Genomic DNA, 18,153 nt, shown 5'->3' with positions numbered 1-18,153 from the left:
CGCGGTAGCCGCCCCCGGCCATGGATGGCCGATGGCGGCGGGCCCCCGGAGCAATGCCGGAGTGAGGGCATGCCGAGCCTTAGCGAGGCACCGAATGGAGGGGCAAAGCGTTTTGCTTACTTTTGGGCGTCTGCAAAAGTGAGTCGCTGTAAAAGCGAAACCGCCAGCAGCCACTACCAAAAAAACGGATATTCACACAATCAAACCACCAAACCACCAAACCACCAAACCATCAAAAAAAAAAATGCCCCAATCTCTCGACCAGGGCATTTCCGTTTAACGTCACTTAACCAAACAAACCCAAACCCTTAGTGAGAAACCGCCCCACTCGCCCCCAACCCAGTCTGCGAGCGAACAAATTGCGGGAAGAACAGCGCCCGCTCATTGTCAGCCGCGGTCGACTTGTCAGTAATCGAGAAGAACCATATCCCGGCAAAAGCAATGGCCATCGAGAACAGCGCCGGGTACTCATACGGAAAGATAGCCTTCTCGTGATGCATGATCTGCACCCAGATGGTTGGCCCAAGCACCATCAAGCCAACAGCACTGATCAGCCCCATCCAGCCCCCAATCATCGCACCACGGGTGGTCAGCTTCTTCCAGTACATGGAAAGCAACAGCACCGGGAAGTTACAGCTCGCCGCGATGGAGAACGCCAGGCCCACCATGAACGCGATGTTCTGGCTTTCGAACAGAATACCCAGACCGATCGCCAGCACCCCGAGGAAGATGGTGGTGATTTTGGAGACGCGGATCTCGTCCTTGTCGTTGGCCTTGCCCTTCCTGATCACACTGGCGTAAAGGTCATGAGACACCGCTGTAGCACCGGCCAGGGTCAGACCGGCAACGACGGCCAGAATGGTCGCGAAGGCTACTGCCGAGATAAAGCCCAGGAAGATACTGCCACCTACCGCGTCGGCCAGGTGCACCGCCGCCATGTTATTGCCGCCCAACAGCGCGCCAGTCGCATCTTTAAAGGCCGGGTTGGTGCTGACCAGCAGGATCGCGCCGAAGCCGATAATGAAGGTCAGGATGTAGAAGTAGCCAATGAAGCCGGTGGCATACAACACGCTCTTGCGAGCTTCTTTTGCGTCACTCACGGTGAAGAAGCGCATCAGGATGTGCGGCAGGCCTGCAGTGCCGAACATCAGTGCCAAGCCGAGCGAGAACGCCGAGATTGGATCTTTCACCAGACCGCCCGGGCTCATGATCGCTTCACCTTTAGGGTGAACCTTGATCGCCTCGGAGAACAGGGTGTTGAAATCAAAGTTGACGTGTTTCATCACCATCAGCGCCATGAACGAGGCACCGGACAGCAACAGCACGGCCTTGATGATCTGCACCCACGTGGTTGCCAGCATGCCGCCGAACAATACGTACAGGCACATCAGGATACCGACCAGGATCACCGCGACGTAGTAATCGAGACCGAACAGCAGCTGGATCAGCTTGCCGGCACCGACCATTTGCGCGATCAGGTAAAACGCCACCACCACCAGCGAACCGCAAGCGGACAGTGTGCGGATCTGGGTTTGCCCGAGGCGGTAGGACGCCACGTCGGCAAAGGTGTATTTACCCAGGTTACGCAGGCGCTCGGCGATCAGGAACAGAATGATCGGCCAGCCCACCAGGAAGCCGATCGAGTAAATCAGGCCATCGTAGCCCGAGGCGTACACCAGGGCGGAAATACCCAGGAAGGACGCCGCCGACATGTAGTCACCGGCAATTGCCAGACCGTTCTGCAGACCGGTGATCTTGCCACCCGCCGCGTAGTAGTCGGCCGCCGATTTGCTGCGCTTGGAAGCCCAGTAGGTGATGCATAAAGTCAAACCGACAAACCCCACGAACATCAGGATCGCGGAAACGTTGAGCGGTTGTTTGTGTACTTCGCCCGTCAGGGCTTCAGCCGCCCAGGCACCTGGTGCAAAGGCTGCGATGCTCAATAGAGCCATTAGACGCCGGATCATTGCTGAGCCTCCTTGAGAATCGCATTGTTCAGGTCGTCGAATTCGCCATTGGCGCGTCGTACGTAGATTGCCGTCAGGACAAAGGCCGAAACAATCAGCCCGACACCAATCGGTATCCCCCAGGTAATCGATGACTCAGGGCTGATTTTCGCACCCAATATGTGCGGCCCGTAAGCAATCAAAAGGATGAATCCGGAGTAGAGCCCAAGCATGATCGCCGAAAGAATCCAGGCGAATCGTTCCCTCTTGCGAACCAGCTCCTTGAAGCGCGGGCTGTTTTGAATCGAGAGGTAAATGCTGTCGTTCATTGTTTTTATCCTCGCAGCACAGATTAAGTTGGAACATATCCACTCTATTCGGCTCAAGGACAGGTTCCAGACGACCTTAGTATTAGAACGACATGACGTTTTCGCCAATTTCCGGCGCGCATTAAATAAATGTGGGAGCGAGCCTGCTCGCGAAGACGGCGTGTCAGTCAACGTTGATGTCGATTGACACACTGCTTTCGCGAGCAGGCTCGCTCCCACATGGATAAGCAAAAGGCCGCTTGGCAATTACGCCAAGCGGCCTTGAGAGGTGCTGACCAGACGCGTCAGCTCAAATCATTTAATCCAATCTGCAACACGATCCGGGTGCTTGGCTACCCAGTCCTTCGCAGCGACTTCAGGCTTGGCGCCATCCTGGATTGCGAGCATGACTTCGCCAATTTCGTCTTTCGAGGCCCACTGGAAGTTCTTCAGGAACTTGGCCACTTCCGGCGCCTTCGTTGCCAGTTCTTTGCTGCCGATGTTGTCCACGGTTTCAGCGGCGCCATAAACGCCTTTCGGGTCGTCCAGGAAGCGCAGTTTCCACTTGGCGAACATCCAGTGTGGCACCCAACCGGTGACGGCAATGGATTCGTTTTTCTTCTCGGCACGGGTCAGCTCGGCAATCATGCCGGCGCCGGAACTGGCCTTGAGTTGATAGCCAGTCAGATCGTAGTCCTTGATCGCCTGCTCGGTTTTTAGCATGACACCCGAACCGGCGTCGATGCCGACGATGCGATCTTTGAAACTGTCATCGGTTTTCAGATCGGCGAGGGACTTGGCCTTGACGTACTCAGGCACGATCAAGCCGATTTTTGCGTCTTTGAAATTCGGGCCGTAATCGACGACTTGGTCCTTGTACTTGGCCCAGTATTCGCCGTGGGTCACCGGCAGCCAGGCAGACAGCATGGCGTCCAGTTTGCCAGTCGCCACACCTTGCCACATGATCCCGGTGGCCACTGCTTGCAGCTTCACGTCATAACCGAGCTTCTGCTTGATCACTTCAGCGGCCACATGGGTCGTCGCGACGCTGTCGGACCAGCCGTCGACATAACCGATGCTCAGGGTTTTGCTCTCGGCATTGGCCATAGTGGAGCCAATCGCAAGTACCAGTGCGGCACCCGCGCCTAAAAGTCGTCGCATCTTCATCGTTACTTCCCCGAAAGTGCTGCGCTCGACGGATGCCGAGTCGCGTCAACGTATTGTTATGGTGCACCGCGCCCCCATCACGCCCAACCGCAAACTCGTTCGAACATCAGCGGAGTACTGACGCCTCGATAATCAACCTGACGCCAACCGCGACCTGTGCTGTCTGCGACCTCAATGCATCGAGAAACGACATCAGAACGCCATTAATCTCGAGCATGGGAAACAGGCTAGTCAATCCGCCCGAACTTTGCATGTCAAAACACTGCAAGCCACCAAGCGCGCGGCAAATGCAGGTAACATGCGCGGCTTTGCTCCCAGACGGCCTGACCATGCCCGCGACATCACGCTTCCCCTTTTTTGCTTATCTATTCGCCTGCCTGCTCGGGCTTTTTGCCTTGGGTGGCTTTTGGTACGGCCTCGGCAAACCGGTGATTCTGGCTGACGTGGCCAGCGCGACACACAAGCTGCAATGCGCGTCCTACACGCCGTTCGACAAGGACCAATCGCCGTTCGATCAGCCATTCAAGTTGCGCCCCGAGCGTATGGACGCCGACCTTGCACTGTTGGCGACTCGCTTCGAATGCATCCGCACCTATTCGATGACCGGCCTTGAGGCGCTGCCGGATCTCGCGCGAAAGCACGGGCTGAAAATGATGATCGGCGCCTGGGTCAACAGCAACCCGGTGGACACCGCCAAGGAAGTTGACCTGTTGATCGCCTCGGCCAATGCCAACCCGGATGTGGTGACCGCGGTGATCGTCGGCAACGAGACGCTGCTGCGCAAGGAAGTCACCGGCGCGCAATTGGCCAAGCTGATCAACAAGGTCAAAAGCCAGGTCAAACAGCCTGTCACTTATGCCGACGTCTGGGAGTTCTGGCTCAAGCACCCGGAAGTCGCGCCGGCGGTGGACTTCTTGACCATCCACTTGCTGCCGTACTGGGAAGACGATCCGTCGAACATCGACGCCGCACTGCAGCATGTAGCCGAAGTCCGCCAGGTGTTCGGCAACAAATTCGCGCCCAAGGACGTGATGATTGGCGAAACCGGTTGGCCAAGCGAAGGCCGCCAGCGCGAAACCGCCCTGCCTAGCAGGGTCAATGAAGCCCGATTCATTCGTGGTTTTGTGACCATGGCCGAGCAGCACGGCTGGCATTACAACCTGATCGAAGCCTTCGACCAGCCATGGAAACGCGCCAGCGAAGGCGCGGTCGGTGGTTACTGGGGCCTGTTCGATGCCGATCGCCAGGACAAGGGCGTGCTGGCAGGCCCAGTGTCGAACGTGCCGTACTGGAAACAGTGGCTGGCGGTGGGCGGCTTGATTTTCCTCGGCACGCTGATTTTCGGTGGTCGTGTACGCAATACTCGCGCGGCGCTGGTTCTGCCGCTGCTGGGGGCGTTGGCGGCGTGCTCGATTGGCGCCTGGGGCGATCTCGCACGGGTCAGCACTCGGTTTGCCAGTGAATGGTGGTGGGTTGCTCTGCTGACTGGTTTGAATGTGCTGGTGTTGGCGCATGCCGCGCTGACGCTGAGCGCTCGCACTGGCTGGCGTGGGCGGGCCTTCGACGTGCTGGAGCGGCGGGCGGGCTGGCTGCTGGCAACAGCAGGGTTTGCGGCGGCGGTAATGATGCTGGAGATGGTGTTCGATCCGCGCTATCGCAGTTTCCCGAGTGTCGCGTTCATCGTGCCAGCGCTGGTGTACCTGTGCCGCCCGGTGAGCGTCCCACGTCGCGAGATCGCCCTGCTGACCTTCATCATCGGCGCCGGCATTGCGCCGCAGCTGTTTCGTGAAGGCCTGCAGAACCAGCAGGCCTGGGGTTGGGCGCTGGTGAGTGTGTTGATGTTGGTGGCGTTGTGGCGCAGTTTGCGGGTTCGTAAGGGCTGACAGAAAGCGCATCCGCACTACCGTGGGTGCGCTTAGCTTTGCTTGCGGACGAGTTTGTTCTTTAGATGTGCAAATCGGACTTCAGACTGTAGCCCCGGATGATTTAGCTTAACCTCATACCTATACACGTTGAATTCTAATGGCTGGAGTTTCTCAAGCAAATTGCCGACCCTTTTCTCGGAAACTCTCCCTAGCTGCATGCTACTTTCCGTCGCTTTAAATAATTTAACGTCTTCGACTGAAAGATTGTCGAAGGAGCCAAATTTCTTCAGATGAGCCTCTTGGGTTTGAAGATTAGTTTTCAATTGCTCTGCATGCGTCCTGAGCTTGTCGAACGTCACTTTCTGCCCTGTAAGCTCTTCGAAATTTTTTACTGATGAATCTTTGAAATCATTGAGAGCATTAATAGCTGCATTTTTTTTACCGACAAGTCTGTTATGTCGCGCATTTCCAGAAACCTCATCTAAAAAATTCCCAACCCGCTTACTCGCCGAGGAAAACCCACCAACCACCTTATTTACAGCGGCTGTTGGGACTGAAATCACATGGTCCACGATATTGAAGACACGCCGTGCCATCGCCCCTCGAGCCAACCCGGCAACAAGCGCTGGAACAAAATAATTCCCCATCGGATCCACCCGATTAAGCGGATCCCCCGCGCAATACGCATAAGCATTCACCCCCCCTTTCCCAAACGGACTCAAACTGTCCGGACTGTTGAATCGCATCAACACCGGATTGAAAGCGCGGTATCCGTTCCCAAGCAAGTAATGCCCAGTCACCGGGTCCCGTCGTTCACCGTTGAAACCCAGGAGACTGATCAAGCCGCCTTCGGGAGAACGATGACCGTAGGGGGAATAAACGGGTTGCTGGTGCTGACCGACGGCGATGGAGTGCAAGACCGAACGCTGCAGGTCGGTGGCTAACAACGCACAGTCGACGCTATCCGCTTCAAACCGACGCTGCGCCAATAGCTGAGCCTCGTGTTCAAACACGGAGTACTGCGCCTGCCCCTGTATTTCCGTGGCCAAACGATTTTTTCGGTAAAAGCGCTGAACACTGTCGCGATTCAGCGGCGTACAACCAACAACCCGATCCAGCGGATCGTATTGATAGCGGCAGAGCAACGTTTCGCGCTGAGCAGTCATGGCGTTGCTCCGTTTCGTATCCAAGGGCTTGGACTGCTAGATTCGGAGTTATGAGGACGACTGTCTACTATCAGAACTGATAGGAATTGAGAGGAAACTTCGCCAGCCTCCTGGCCTCTTCGCGAGCAGGCTCGCTCCCACACTCCACCGCATCGATCATGAGAACGCGGTCACATGTGGGAGCGAGCCTGCTCGCGAATACGGACTATCAGGCGCTACGGGAAGCCCTGACCAGCCGCAACCCGGCAATCACCACCGCAAACACCGCCAACGTCGTGTTGTACAACGCCAACGCCGGAAAACCGAACACCAGCGCCAACACGGCCAACCACCACCCTGCCCGCCCCGGCAACACGAAGCCGATCACGGCCGCGGCCAGTGCCGCCCAGCCCAACACAGCAAAGTGAATCATCAACCCCAGATTCGAACGAACCAGGCATTCCCACCGGTTCGCGTCATCCACGCAGAGGCCGACCCACTGCGCATCCTCCATGAAGCCATAGCGCGCGCCATAACTAGCGGCCAACCATAAGGGCAGCAAAACAAGCAGCAAAACCACGGGCAGACGGCGGGACATGAAGCACTCCAATTAACCAAAAACGGCGGCCAGCTTAATCTCCCGACGGCCTTACGCAAGCGTTAACAACAGTTAACTGGCCAGCCAATCGCTGCAAAGTGTATCGTCCAGCTACTATTACTCAGAATTAGGCCTGTTTGTTGCCGATACACGGCACTTTGGCGCAAATCCAGTGGTCATAGCCTGCGAACTCATTCGGCACCTTTTCTAAGGGATCTAGTCATGCTCCGTTCCTTGCGCTTCGCCGCCCTGTTTGGCGGCATTATTTTGAGTGCGTCCGCACTGGCGGTGGACATCGACGCCGCCAGTTATGGCTACCCCTTGACCAACCCGTTCGAGGCGACAATTGCCACGACTCCGCCGGACCTGCGCCCAGAGTTGCCGCGGGACGAGGACATCAACCAGTCGGATCGCAGCATCACCCTGCGCCCGGAGCGAGCATTCGAACTGCCGGACAACTTCTGGCCGGTAAAGAAGCTCACCTACCGCATCGCCACTCAAGATAAAGCGGCGCCGCTGATCTTCCTGATCGCCGGCACCGGCGCGCGCTATGACAGCAGCCTCAACGAATTCCTGAAAAAGCTCTACTACAAGGCTGGCTACCACGTGGTGCAACTGTCGTCGCCTACCAGCTTCGACTTCATGAGTGCCGCCTCACGCTTTGCCACCCCGGGCATCACCAAGGAAGACGCCGAAGACATGTACCGGGTGATGCAGGCCGTTCGCGCGCAGAACCCGAGAGTGCCCGTCACCGATTACTACCTGACCGGTTACAGCCTGGGCGCACTGGATGCCGCGTTCGTCGCGCACCTGGACGAAACCCGCCGCAGCTTCAACTTCAAGAAAGTCCTGCTGCTCAATCCGCCGGTCAACCTTTACACCTCGATCACCAACCTGGACAAACTGGTCCAGACCGAGGTCAAGGGCATCAACAGCACCACCACGTTCTATGAGCTTGTGCTGAACAAACTGACCCGCTACTTCCAGCAAAAAGGCTATATCGACCTCAACGATGCCCTGCTCTACGACATCCAGCAGTCCAAGGAACACCTGACGAACGAACAGATGGCCATGCTGATCGGCACCTCGTTCCGCTTCTCGGCGGCCGACATTGCCTTCACCTCGGACCTGATCAACCGTCGGGGCCTGATCACTCCACCGAAGTACCCGATCACCGAAGGCACCAGCCTCACGCCGTTCCTCAAGCGTGCGCTGCAATGCGACTTCGACTGCTACATCACCGAGCAGCTCATTCCAATGTGGCGCGCCCGCACCGATGGCGGCAGCCTGCTGCAACTGATCGATCAGGTGAGTCTGTATGCGCTGAAAGACTACCTGCACGACAGCCCGAAAATCGCCGTCATGCACAACGCTGACGACGTGATCCTCGGCCCGGGCGACCTCGGTTTTCTACGCAGGACGTTCGGCGATCGCTTGACTGTTTATCCACTGGGCGGCCATTGCGGCAACCTTAATTACCGCGTCAACAGCGACGCCATGCTGGAGTTTTTCCGTGGCTAAACACCTCCTGCTTATCGCTGCGTTACTCTGTGCAGGCGTCGCCAATGCCGACGACAGCAAGGCCAACGCGCCTGTTGTGGTCGACAGTGACGGCTTCAAGGAGCCACTGAGCAAATTGAAAATCAACCCGGGGATGGATCAGCGCGAGTTCGAACGTTCGACGCTCAACGCGCTGAACGTCTATGACCCGCTGGAAGAGTGGAACCGCCGGGTTTATCACTTCAACTACCGCTTCGACCAATGGGTGTTCCTGCCCGTGGTGAACGGCTATCGCTACATCACCCCGAGTTTCCTGCGCACCGGTGTCAGCAACTTCTTCAACAACCTCGGTGACGTGCCGAACCTGTTGAACAGCTTGCTGCAGTTCAAGGGCCAGCGCTCGATGGATATCACCGGGCGCCTGCTGCTCAATACCACCATCGGTATTGCCGGCTTGTGGGACCCCGCCACTGCCATGGGCCTGCCGCGCAAGAACGAAGACTTCGGTCAGACACTGGGCTTCTACGGTGTACCGGGCGGCGCCTACTTCGTGCTGCCCATCCTCGGACCTTCGAACATTCGCGACACGGGCGGCCTGGTGTTCGACTTCTCCGCGGAATCGGCAATCAACTTCCTGAACGTCTCCCACGTCAGCGAAAACCACCCGGAAATCTGGCTCCTGCGCGGCATCGACAAGCGCTACCAGACCACCTTCCGCTACGGCCAGCTGAACTCGCCGTTCGAATACGAGAAAGTGCGTTACGTGTACACCGAGGCGCGTAAATTGCAGATCGCCGAGTAATTGCGACAGTCAAAAATAACTGTGGGAGCGAGCCTGCTCGCGATGAGGCCATAACATTCAACCTCTATGTTGACTGTTACACCGCCATCGCGAGCAAGCTCGCTCCCACATTTGTTATGTGCTGACTTCAGTTTTTCAGTGCCTTCCAGATTTTGCTGGCAGCCATCACCCCGGCCAGCACCACCGCGCCCGCCACAATCCCCGCCACCGCATTCAACAACGTCGGCACTATAAACCCGGCGCTACCCGCCCCCGCACTAACGCTTTCAATCCAGTGATGGACCACCGGCACGCCGTGCGTGAGGATCCCGCCGCCCACCAGGAACATCGCTGCCGTGCCGATCACCGACAGGCTTTTCATCATGTACGGCGCCGTACGCAATATTCCGGCGCCGATGCTTTTGGCCATCTGTCCAGGCTTGCGGGTCAGCCACAGGCCCAGATCGTCGAGTTTGACGATGCCCGCCACCAGGCCATAGACACCAACGGTCATGATGATGGCGATGCCCGACAGCACGATCACCTGCTGAGTCAGCGACGCCCCCGCCACGGTGCCCAAAGTGATGGCGATGATTTCCGCCGAAAGAATGAAGTCAGTGCGGATGGCGCCTTTGATCTTGCCCTGCTCGAACGCCACCAGATCGGTCGCCGGATCGGCCACTGCCTTGGCCAGTTGCGCATGGTCGGCGTCATCTTCAGCCTGGCTGTGCAGAAACTTGTGGGCCAGTTTCTCGAACCCTTCGAAGCACAGGTAAGCGCCACCGACCATCAACAGCGGCGTGACCAGCCACGGAATGAATGCGCTGATGGCCAGTGCCGACGGTACCAAAATCAGTTTGTTGCAAAATGAGCCCTTGGCCACGGCCCAGACCACCGGGATTTCCCGTTCGGCACGCACACCGCTGACTTGCTGGGCATTGAGCGCCAGGTCGTCGCCGAGCACGCCAGCCGTCTTCTTCGCGGCCATTTTGGTCATCAACGCAACGTCGTCGAGTACCGCGGCGATGTCGTCGATCAGCACCAGTAAACTGCTTCCTGCCATGGGTCAGGCTTCCCTATACAAACAAAGTGCGCGAAGCATAGCGCTCAAGGCGTTTGCCAACCACCGCCCAGGCTCTGAATCAACGCAACGCTGCCCTGGCTGAGCAGGCCTTGGGTATCGCGCAGGCTCTGCTCGGTTTGTACCAACACCAATTGCTGGGTCAGCACCGCTTGCTGGCTGACCGTGCCGGCGCGCTTCTGCGCCTCCTGGCTGCCGAACAATTGCTGATTGCGCTGATAAATTTGCCCGAACGCCTCGGCCTGCCGTTGCAGGTGATTGATCGCCGACAGGTTGTCCTCGACGTTCTGCAACGCACCGAGCACGGTGCCTCGGTAATTGGCGACATCCTGATCGTAGCTCGCCTGGGCTTGCTGCACCGCTGCTTCCCGGGCACCGCCTTCGAACACGGTTTCCGCCAGGGCGGGGCCGAGGGTCCAGATACGGTTGGGCACTGAGAACAGGCCACCGAGGGCGGTGCCGCGATAGCCGGCCTCGGCACTCAGGTCGAGCGTCGGATAGAACGCGGCCTCAGCCACGCCGATTCGGGCATTCGCCGCCGCAGCGGCACGTTCGGCGGCCACCACGTCGGGCCGGCGTTGCAACAGCGTCGACGGCAGCGTCAGCGGCGGTTTGGGCAGGACGAAGGTGTATGTGCTCTTGGGCGGCAAATTGAAATCCGCCGGCGCTACGCCCACCAACACCGCCAACGCATGTTCGAACTGCTCCCGTGAACGCTGGGCGGTCTGCAACGCGGCGACCACCGTGGTCAGTTGATCCTGGGCCACCAGCAGCTGATCGTTGGACGCGGTGCCCTGGACGAAATCGACCTGGATCATGTCCAGCAACTGTTGGTTGATCCGCTGCTGTTGCTCCAGCAATCCGATGTCGATATCCAATTGCCGCAGCCCCAGATAATTGCTCGCCACACTGGCGCTGATCGACAACCGCACACCCGCCAGCAGCGCATCGGAGCCCTCGGCCAAAGCCTTGCTTGACTCAATGTTACGGCGCACGGCGCCCCACAGGTCCGGCTCCCAACTGGCGCTCAACGTCGCGCTGACGGTTTGCTGGACGCGTGCGGAACTGCTGCCGGACACGGTGTTGGAACTGCTGACATTCCCCCCGCCGACGACGCCACGCGTCCCCGCCAGCCCGACGCCCACCGTCGGCCACAGCCCGGCACGGCTCGACGCCACCTGGGCCTGGGCCAGGCGATACGCCGCCTCGGCCGCGATGATCGACTGATTAGCCGTGGCCGAACGATTCACCAGGTCATTGAGTATCGGATCGTGATAATCCAGCCACCATTGACTGTCCAACGCCCCTTGCGGATTGGCCACAGCACGCTCCCACTGGGTGCCTTCCTTGAACGACATCGGCAACTCGATGGCCGGTTTTTGATAGTCCGGCCCGACCATGCAGCCGCTCAGTAACGCAGCCAGAAATAACACCGCCAAACCCTGTGGGAGCGAGCCTGCTCGCGAAAGCGGCTTAACGTTCAACATAAATGTTGGCTGACCTGATGCCTTCGCGAGCAAGCTCGCTCCCACAGGTAAAGCAGGAATGCGACGATTCATCTATTTCTCCTTGCCGTGCAGGCGTTGTGACGCCCGGTCGAGCCAGAGGTAGATCACGGGGGTGGTGTACAGCGTCAGCAGTTGGCTGAACACCAGCCCGCCAATGATCGAAATGCCCAGCGGCCTGCGCAGCTCCGAGCCATAACCGCTGCCGAGCACCAGCGGCAATGCGCCGAGAATCGCCGCCAGCGTCGTCATCATGATCGGCCGGAAGCGAATCAAGCAGGCTCGATGAATCGCCTCCTTGGCGCCGAGGCCTTGCTGTTTGCGCTCGGTGATGGCGAAGTCGATCATCATGATCGCGTTTTTCTTGACGATGCCGATCAGCAGAATCACCCCGACCAGCGCGATGATCGACAGCTCGGTGCCGGTCAGCAGCAACGCGATCAGCGCACCGACGCCCGCCGAGGGCAAAGTCGACAGGATCGTCAGCGGATGCACCAGATTCTCATAGAGAATCCCCAGCACCAGATACACCGACAGCAGCGCCGCGACGATCAGCAACGGTTCGCTGGCCACCGACGACTGAAACACCTGGGCCGTGCCCGCGAACTGACCGACCACACTGGAGGGCATCAGCAGCTGTGCCACGGCGTTGTCCACCAGCGCCGTGGCCTGGCCGATGGCGACGCCGGGGGCAAGATTGAAGGAGGCGGTCACCGCCGGAAAAGTGCCCTGGTGACTGATGGAGATCGCCGTGCGGTCTACCGAATATTCGGCAATCGCCGACAACGGCAGCAGTTGCGGGTTGGCGTTAGCGCTCAGGTCCGGTGCGACGTTACTGCCCCTGGTCGGGACAACGGTGCCCACTGGCACATAGATCGAGCCGAGGGTGCTCGGGTCGGTCCAGTAGGGCGGCGCGACTTCCATCACCACGTGGTATTGGTTGGCAGCGCGGTAAATGGTCGACACCTGACGCTGGCCGAACGCGTCGTAGAGGGTCTGGTCAATCGCCGAAATACTCACCCCGAGTCGCGCCGCCGCATCGCGATTGATCTTCACGTTGGCCAGCAGGCTGTTGTCCTGCTGATCGGTGTTGATGTCGGTCAGTTGCGGCAAGGTATGCAGCACCGCGACGACTTTTGGAACCCATTCATCGAGCGTGCTCTGGTCGTCGGCGGTCAGGGTGTATTGGTACTGCGCACCGCTCTGCCGACCGCCGACAGTGATGTCTTGGGCCGACTGCAAATACAAGCGGGTGCCAGGCATGTCGCCCAGCGTGTGACGGATCTGGGCGATGACCTGATCGGCGCTGTCGCTGCGCTGGTTCAGCGGCTTGAGGTTAATGAATAGCTGCGCACTGTTGATCGCCCCACCTCCGCCACCTCCGCCACCGACAAAACCGCCGACGGTCTGCACATTCGGGTTGAGCATGACCTTGCGATTGATCTCGCTGAATTGTCGCTGCATCGCCGCATAGGAAATGCTCTGCGGTGCCACGATGCTCCCCGACAGCCGCCCCGTGTCTTCCTGTGGAAAGAAGCCCTTGGGCACCAGCACATACAGCACCACCGCGAGGACAATCACCAGTACCGTGATCAGGCCCATCAAAATCGAATGCTCGATGACCCAACCCAGGGTCCGATCATAGAAGCGGTGAAACCGTGAATCCGGATGATCGCTGTCCCCTGTTGCCGCCCCCTTGCTGCGCAACAGCACGCTGGCCAGCATCGGCGTGACTGTCAGGGAAATCAGCATCGAAATGACGATGGCCACCGACAACGAAATAGAAAACTCACGGAACAGCCGCCCGACAATCCCGCCCATCAACAGTAACGGAATGAACACCGCCACCAGCGAGACGCTGATGGTCAGCACCGTGAACCCGACTTCCTGCGCCCCGGCCAATGCCGCTTGCAGGCGGCTTTCACCGTTTTCCAGGTGGCGCATGATGTTTTCCACGACCACGATGGCGTCGTCCACCACGAACCCGGTGGAAATGGTCAATGCCATCAGCGACAGGTTGTTCAGGCTGTAGCCCAAAAAATACATCGCGCCGAACGTGCCGAGCAGTGACAGCGGCACCACGATTGCCGGTACCAGCGTGCTGCGCCAGTCGCGAAAGAACACAAAGGTCACCAACGTCACCAGCAGGATCGAGGCGATCAACGACAACTCGACGTCGCGCAGCGAGGCGCGGATGGTCGTGGTGCGGTCCATCAGCAGGCTCAGCTTGATGTTGGCCGGGATCGAACTCTGCAAAAACGGCAGCGCCGCTTTCACCGCGTCCACGGCTTCGATGACATTGGCCCCCGGCTGCTTGAACACCACTAGCAGAACCGCCGGTTTGCCGTTGAACAGGCCGAAATTGCGCAAGTCTTCGACGTCTTCGCGTACATAGCCAAGGTCGGCGATGTGCACCACGTCGCCGTTACTTTGCTTGACCACCAGTGGCTCATAGTCTTGCGTCTGGTAGAGCATGTCGTTGGCCGCGATGCCGTGGCTCTCGGCGCCGATCGCCACCGAGCCTTTGGGCAAGTTGGCGTTGGACGCCGAAACCACCGCCCGCACCTGCTCCAGGCTGACGCCGTAATGGTTGAGCCGATCCGGGTTGAGTTCGATGCGCACCGCTGGCAAGGCGCCACCGCCGACCGTAACGTCACCCACGCCGGTGGTCTGCAACAGCTTCTGCTCCAGCAGGGTCGAGGCGACGTCATACATTTGCCCCGGCGTGGCGTTGTCAGAGGTCAGGCTGATGATCAGTATCGGTGAGTCGGCCGGGTTGACCTTGCGGTAGGTCGGATTGCCGGACAGATCACTCGGCAGGTTGGTCCGCGCCGCGTTGATCGCGGCCTGCACGTCCCGTGCGGCGCCGTCGATGTTGCGGTTCAAGTCGAATTGCAGGGTGATCCGGGTCGAGCCCAACGTGCTCGCAGAGGTCATCTGGGTGACCCCGGCGATTTGCCCGAACTGACGCTCCAGCGGCGTCGCTACCGAGGTCGCCATGGTATGCGGATCGGCACCGGGCAAAGAGGCGCGCACGCTAATGGTCGGGAAATCCACCTCCGGCAATGGCGCCACCGGCAGCAGGGTAAACGCCAACATGCCGAACAACGCCAGGCCTGTCGCCAGCAAGGTGGTGGCGATCGGACGCTGGATAAACGGCGCGCTGAGGTTCATTGCCGTAGCTCTGGATCAGCAGAACGTCGACCACCGAAGCGCCGTTCCAGCGAATGCATGGCGAGGAAGATCACCGGCGTCGAGAACAGCGTCAGCAACTGGCTCAACAACAGACCGCCGATGATGGCAATACCCAGCGGATGGCGCAGCTCAGACCCGATCCCGGTGCCCAGCGCCAACGGCACCGCACCAAACAACGAAGCCATGCTGGTCATCAAAATCGGTCGAAAACGCAACTCGGCGGCCTGCCGAATCGCCGCGACAGCGTCAAGGCCGCCCTTGCGTTCCAGCTCCAGGGCGAAGTCGACCATCATGATGCCGTTCTTCATGACGATGCCAATCAACAGCACGATGCCGATCAGCCCGATGATGTCGAACTGTGTCCCGGTGATCAGCAACGCCAGCAAGGCGCCGAGGGCCGCCGACAACAGTGTCGACAGGATGGTGACCGGGTGCACGAAACTTTCGTAAAGAATCCCCAGCATCAGGTACACCACGACAATCGCCGCCAGCACCAGAAACACCTGATTCGACAACGACGCCTCAAAGGTCGCCGCCGCGCCTTCCAGAGACGCCTGTACGGTCAGAGGCAAAGCCAACTGCGTTTCGATGTCCTTCAGGCGGTTGACGGCGGCGCCGAGGGTCTGGCCTGGCGCGAGGTTGAACGAGACATCGGCGTACGGAAACTGCCCGAGGCGATTGAGGGTGATCGGCGTGCGCACCACGTGCAGGATGGCCATGCTCGACAGCGGCGCCACCCCGCCGCCGGGGATGTCGACGTAGAGCCCGGTCAGCAGGTCGGACAGGTTGTGCGGCGGATGATCGGTGGCAATGACCACGTGATACTGGTTGAGCTGGGTGTAAATGGTCGACACCTGGCGCTGACCGAAACTGTCGTACAGCACATCGTCGATGGCCTGGGGCGTGATGCCCAGCCGTGAGGCCGTGGCGCGGTCAAAGGTCAGCTGGATCTGATTGCCGAATTGCAACGCCTGGCTCTGCACGTCAGTAAACATCGGGTCTTTCTTTATCGCCTCCAGCAATTTGCCGGCCCACAGTTCCAGCACGTCCGGGTCGGTGGCCTGCAAGCCGACGCGGTAACGGGTGGTCGATACGGTGGCGTCGAGGGTCAGGTCTTGCACCGCGTGCAGATACAGGCGAATCCCCGAATCATCGGCGTTGGCATCTGCCAGTCGACGGATCACCGTCGCGCTGCTGTCGCGCTCGCCTCGGGGCTTGAGGTTGATCAGCAGGTTGCCTTGGTTGATCGTCGGATTGGTCTGGTCGATGCCAACGAAGGACGACAGGCTGGCCACTGCCGGATCGTGCAGGATACGGTCTGCCAGCCGCTGTTGCTCGACCTGCATCTGCTGGAAGGAAATGGTCGGCGCGGCCTGGGAAATCCCCTGGATCAGACCCGTGTCCTGTTCGGGAAAAAAGCCCTTGGGCATGATCATGATGACCATCAGCGTCAACAGCGCGGTGCACACCACCGAGATCAACGTCAGGGTCCGGTGCACCAGCACCCAGTCCAGCCCCCGCACGTAATAGGCGTTGATCCGGTCGAAGAAGTCGACCCGACGCTCGCCTTTTTTCGCCTTGAGCATCCGCGAACACATCATGGGCGTCAGGGTCAGGGAGATCAGCGTGGAAATCACAATGGTCACCGCGACTGTCATGGCGAATTCGCGGAACAACCGGCCCACCACATCCCCCATGAACAGCAACGGAATCATCACTGCGATCAGTGCAATAGACAGCGAAATAATGGTGAAACCGATCTGCTCCGCCCCCTTGAGCGCAGCGTCCAGCGGCGAGTCGCCAGCCTCTATGTAGCGCGTGATGTTCTCGATCATGACGATGGCGTCATCGACCACAAAGCCGATGGCGATGGTCAGCGCCATCAGCGTCAGGTTGTTCAGGGAAAAACCCAGGACATAAGCCACGGCCAGGGTGCCGACCAGAGTCAGCGGTACGGTCACTGCCGGAATCACTGTGGCCGCGATGTTACGCAGGAAGATGAAAATCACGATCACCACCAGCAACACGGCCACCGCCAGTTCGTATTGCACATCGGTGACCGAGGCGCGAATGGTCTGGGTGCGGTCGGTGAGTACCGCGACCTTGAGCGTGCCCGGCAGGCTGGCGCGCAGTTTCGGCAGCAGCTGCTGCACACGATCGACCACATCGATGACGTTAGCGCCGGGTTGGCGCTGGATGTTCAGCACAATCGATGGCGTACGGTCGGTCCACGCGGCCTGACGCGGGTTTTCCGGGCCCTGAATCGAACTGGCGATCTGCGCCAGCCGGATCGGCGCACCGTTTTTATAGGCGATCACCAGGTCACGGTATTCCTCGGCCGATTGCAGTTGATCGTTGCCGCCAATCGAATACGCCTGGAACTTGCCGTCGATGTTGCCCTTGGCCTGGTTGACGTTGGCGTTGCTCAGCGCCGTGCGCAAATCCTCCATCGACAGCCCGAGGTTATTCAGCGCCGAGGTATTGGCCTGGACCCGCACCGCCGGGCGCTGACCGCCACTGATGGTCACCAGTCCGACGCCGCTGATCTGGGAAATTTTCTGCGCCAGCCGGGTGTCGGCCAGGTCTTCGATTTTGGTCAGCGGCAGCACATCGGAAGTCAGCGACAGGGTCAGCACCGGGGCGTCCGCCGGATTGACCTTGCTGTACACCGGCGGGTACGGCAGGTTGGTCGGCAGGAAGGTGCCGGCGGCATTGATCGCGGCCTGCACTTCCTGCTCGGCGACGTCGAGAGACAGCGCCAGGTCGAATTGCAGGGTGATCACCGAAGCCCCGTCGGAGCTGGTGGAGCTCATCGACTTGAGCCCGGGCATTTCCCCCAGTTGCCGTTCCAGCGGCGCGGTGATCGACGAGCTGATTACTTGCGGGCTGGCACCGGTGTATTGGGTAAATACCTGAATAGTCGGGTAATCGACTTCCGGCAGGGCCGAGACCGAGAGCAAGTGGTAACCGAGCATCCCCATCAACAGCACCGCAACCATCAACAAAGTGGTGGCAACCGGCCGTTCGATAAAGGGACGCGAGACATTCATGGCGAGCGACTC

General features: G+C 59.4%; 12 protein-coding genes. 3 read left to right on the top strand and 9 right to left on the bottom strand.

Features of this window, described 5'->3' with window-relative positions; genetic code table 11:
- Nucleotides 1-308 precede the first annotated feature (308 nt).
- The 3 genes from AC1MDT_RS01025 to AC1MDT_RS01015 form a co-directional block, all read right to left on the bottom strand.
- On the bottom strand, nt 309-1,967 hold the full coding sequence (locus tag AC1MDT_RS01025; RefSeq protein ID WP_480420297.1) for a cation acetate symporter: 1,659 nt from the start codon (nt 1,965-1,967) through the stop codon (nt 309-311).
- A complete protein-coding gene (locus AC1MDT_RS01020; RefSeq protein WP_414906039.1) occupies nt 1,964-2,275 on the bottom strand; it encodes a DUF485 domain-containing protein in 312 nt (103 codons plus the stop codon). Before AC1MDT_RS01020 ends, AC1MDT_RS01025 begins: the two co-directional genes overlap by 4 nt.
- 294 nt (nt 2,276-2,569) lie before the next feature.
- Nucleotides 2,570-3,421, bottom strand: coding sequence for a glycine betaine ABC transporter substrate-binding protein (locus AC1MDT_RS01015; protein WP_480420296.1), 852 nt, complete (start codon nt 3,419-3,421; stop codon nt 2,570-2,572).
- A gap of 287 nt (nt 3,422-3,708) precedes the next feature.
- Here AC1MDT_RS01015 and AC1MDT_RS01010 point away from each other — a divergent pair, with 287 nt between their 5' ends.
- The gene (locus AC1MDT_RS01010) at nt 3,709-5,304 is read left to right on the top strand and encodes a glycoside hydrolase family 17 protein (protein ID WP_480420295.1); all 1,596 of its coding nucleotides are present in this window, start codon (nt 3,709-3,711) and stop codon (nt 5,302-5,304) included.
- 32 nt (nt 5,305-5,336) lie between these two features.
- Here AC1MDT_RS01010 and AC1MDT_RS01005 read toward each other — a convergent pair whose 3' ends face one another.
- Entirely contained in the window at nt 5,337-6,452 is a 1,116-nt protein-coding gene (locus tag AC1MDT_RS01005) for an RHS repeat-associated core domain-containing protein (protein WP_480420294.1), read from the bottom strand.
- A gap of 208 nt (nt 6,453-6,660) precedes the next feature.
- Entirely contained in the window at nt 6,661-7,029 is a 369-nt protein-coding gene (locus tag AC1MDT_RS01000; protein WP_480420293.1) for a hypothetical protein, read from the bottom strand.
- Nucleotides 7,030-7,251: 222 nt separating this feature from the next.
- On the opposite strand from AC1MDT_RS01000, the gene AC1MDT_RS00995 reads away from it, so the two are divergent.
- Nucleotides 7,252-8,550, top strand: a complete 1,299-nt coding sequence (locus tag AC1MDT_RS00995; protein WP_480420292.1) for a serine/threonine protein kinase — start codon at nt 7,252-7,254, stop codon at nt 8,548-8,550.
- The gene (locus tag AC1MDT_RS00990; RefSeq protein WP_480420291.1) at nt 8,543-9,331 is read left to right on the top strand and encodes an MlaA family lipoprotein; all 789 of its coding nucleotides are present in this window, start codon (nt 8,543-8,545) and stop codon (nt 9,329-9,331) included. The genes AC1MDT_RS00995 and AC1MDT_RS00990 overlap by 8 nt, the downstream gene beginning before the upstream one ends.
- 127 nt (nt 9,332-9,458) lie before the next feature.
- On the opposite strand, the gene AC1MDT_RS00985 is transcribed toward AC1MDT_RS00990, so the two are convergent.
- Genes AC1MDT_RS00985 through AC1MDT_RS00970 form a run of 4 tightly spaced genes read right to left on the bottom strand, consistent with a single transcriptional unit; the run spans nt 9,459 to nt 18,141 of the window.
- Complete coding sequence (locus tag AC1MDT_RS00985; protein WP_480420290.1) at nt 9,459-10,373, bottom strand: DUF808 domain-containing protein; 915 nt, start codon at nt 10,371-10,373, stop codon at nt 9,459-9,461.
- Nucleotides 10,374-10,417: 44 nt separating this feature from the next.
- Nucleotides 10,418-11,950: an efflux transporter outer membrane subunit gene (locus AC1MDT_RS00980; RefSeq protein WP_480420289.1), complete on the bottom strand. Its 1,533-nt coding sequence runs from the start codon at nt 11,948-11,950 to the stop codon at nt 10,418-10,420.
- Complete coding sequence (locus AC1MDT_RS00975; protein WP_480420288.1) at nt 11,951-15,070, bottom strand: efflux RND transporter permease subunit; 3,120 nt, start codon at nt 15,068-15,070, stop codon at nt 11,951-11,953. It abuts the gene before it with no gap.
- Nucleotides 15,067-18,141, bottom strand: coding sequence for an efflux RND transporter permease subunit (locus tag AC1MDT_RS00970; protein ID WP_480420287.1), 3,075 nt, complete (start codon nt 18,139-18,141; stop codon nt 15,067-15,069). Before AC1MDT_RS00970 ends, AC1MDT_RS00975 begins: the two co-directional genes overlap by 4 nt.
- Nucleotides 18,142-18,153: the final 12 nt, after the last annotated feature.

It is taken from the genome of Pseudomonas sp. ASL7 (genome assembly GCF_056680375.1).
This window is presented reverse-complemented; position numbering and strand designations above follow the sequence as displayed.

Bases quoted from the DNA above. Each gene is read 5' to 3' on its own strand.
- AC1MDT_RS01025 (WP_480420297.1), bottom strand. From the start codon at position 1,967: ATGATCCGGCGTCTAATGGCTCTATTGAGCATCGCAGCCTTTGCACCA.
- AC1MDT_RS01020 (WP_414906039.1), bottom strand. From the start codon at position 2,275: ATGAACGACAGCATTTACCTCTCGATTCAAAACAGCCCGCGCTTCAAG.
- AC1MDT_RS01015 (WP_480420296.1), bottom strand. From the start codon at position 3,421: ATGAAGATGCGACGACTTTTAGGCGCGGGTGCCGCACTGGTACTTGCG.
- AC1MDT_RS01010 (WP_480420295.1), top strand. From the start codon at position 3,709: ATGCAGGTAACATGCGCGGCTTTGCTCCCAGACGGCCTGACCATGCCC.
- AC1MDT_RS01005 (WP_480420294.1), bottom strand. From the start codon at position 6,452: ATGACTGCTCAGCGCGAAACGTTGCTCTGCCGCTATCAATACGATCCG.
- AC1MDT_RS01000 (WP_480420293.1), bottom strand. From the start codon at position 7,029: ATGTCCCGCCGTCTGCCCGTGGTTTTGCTGCTTGTTTTGCTGCCCTTA.
- AC1MDT_RS00995 (WP_480420292.1), top strand. From the start codon at position 7,252: ATGCTCCGTTCCTTGCGCTTCGCCGCCCTGTTTGGCGGCATTATTTTG.
- AC1MDT_RS00985 (WP_480420290.1), bottom strand. From the start codon at position 10,373: ATGGCAGGAAGCAGTTTACTGGTGCTGATCGACGACATCGCCGCGGTA.
- AC1MDT_RS00980 (WP_480420289.1), bottom strand. From the start codon at position 11,950: ATGAATCGTCGCATTCCTGCTTTACCTGTGGGAGCGAGCTTGCTCGCG.
- AC1MDT_RS00975 (WP_480420288.1), bottom strand. From the start codon at position 15,070: ATGAACCTCAGCGCGCCGTTTATCCAGCGTCCGATCGCCACCACCTTG.
- AC1MDT_RS00970 (WP_480420287.1), bottom strand. From the start codon at position 18,141: ATGAATGTCTCGCGTCCCTTTATCGAACGGCCGGTTGCCACCACTTTG.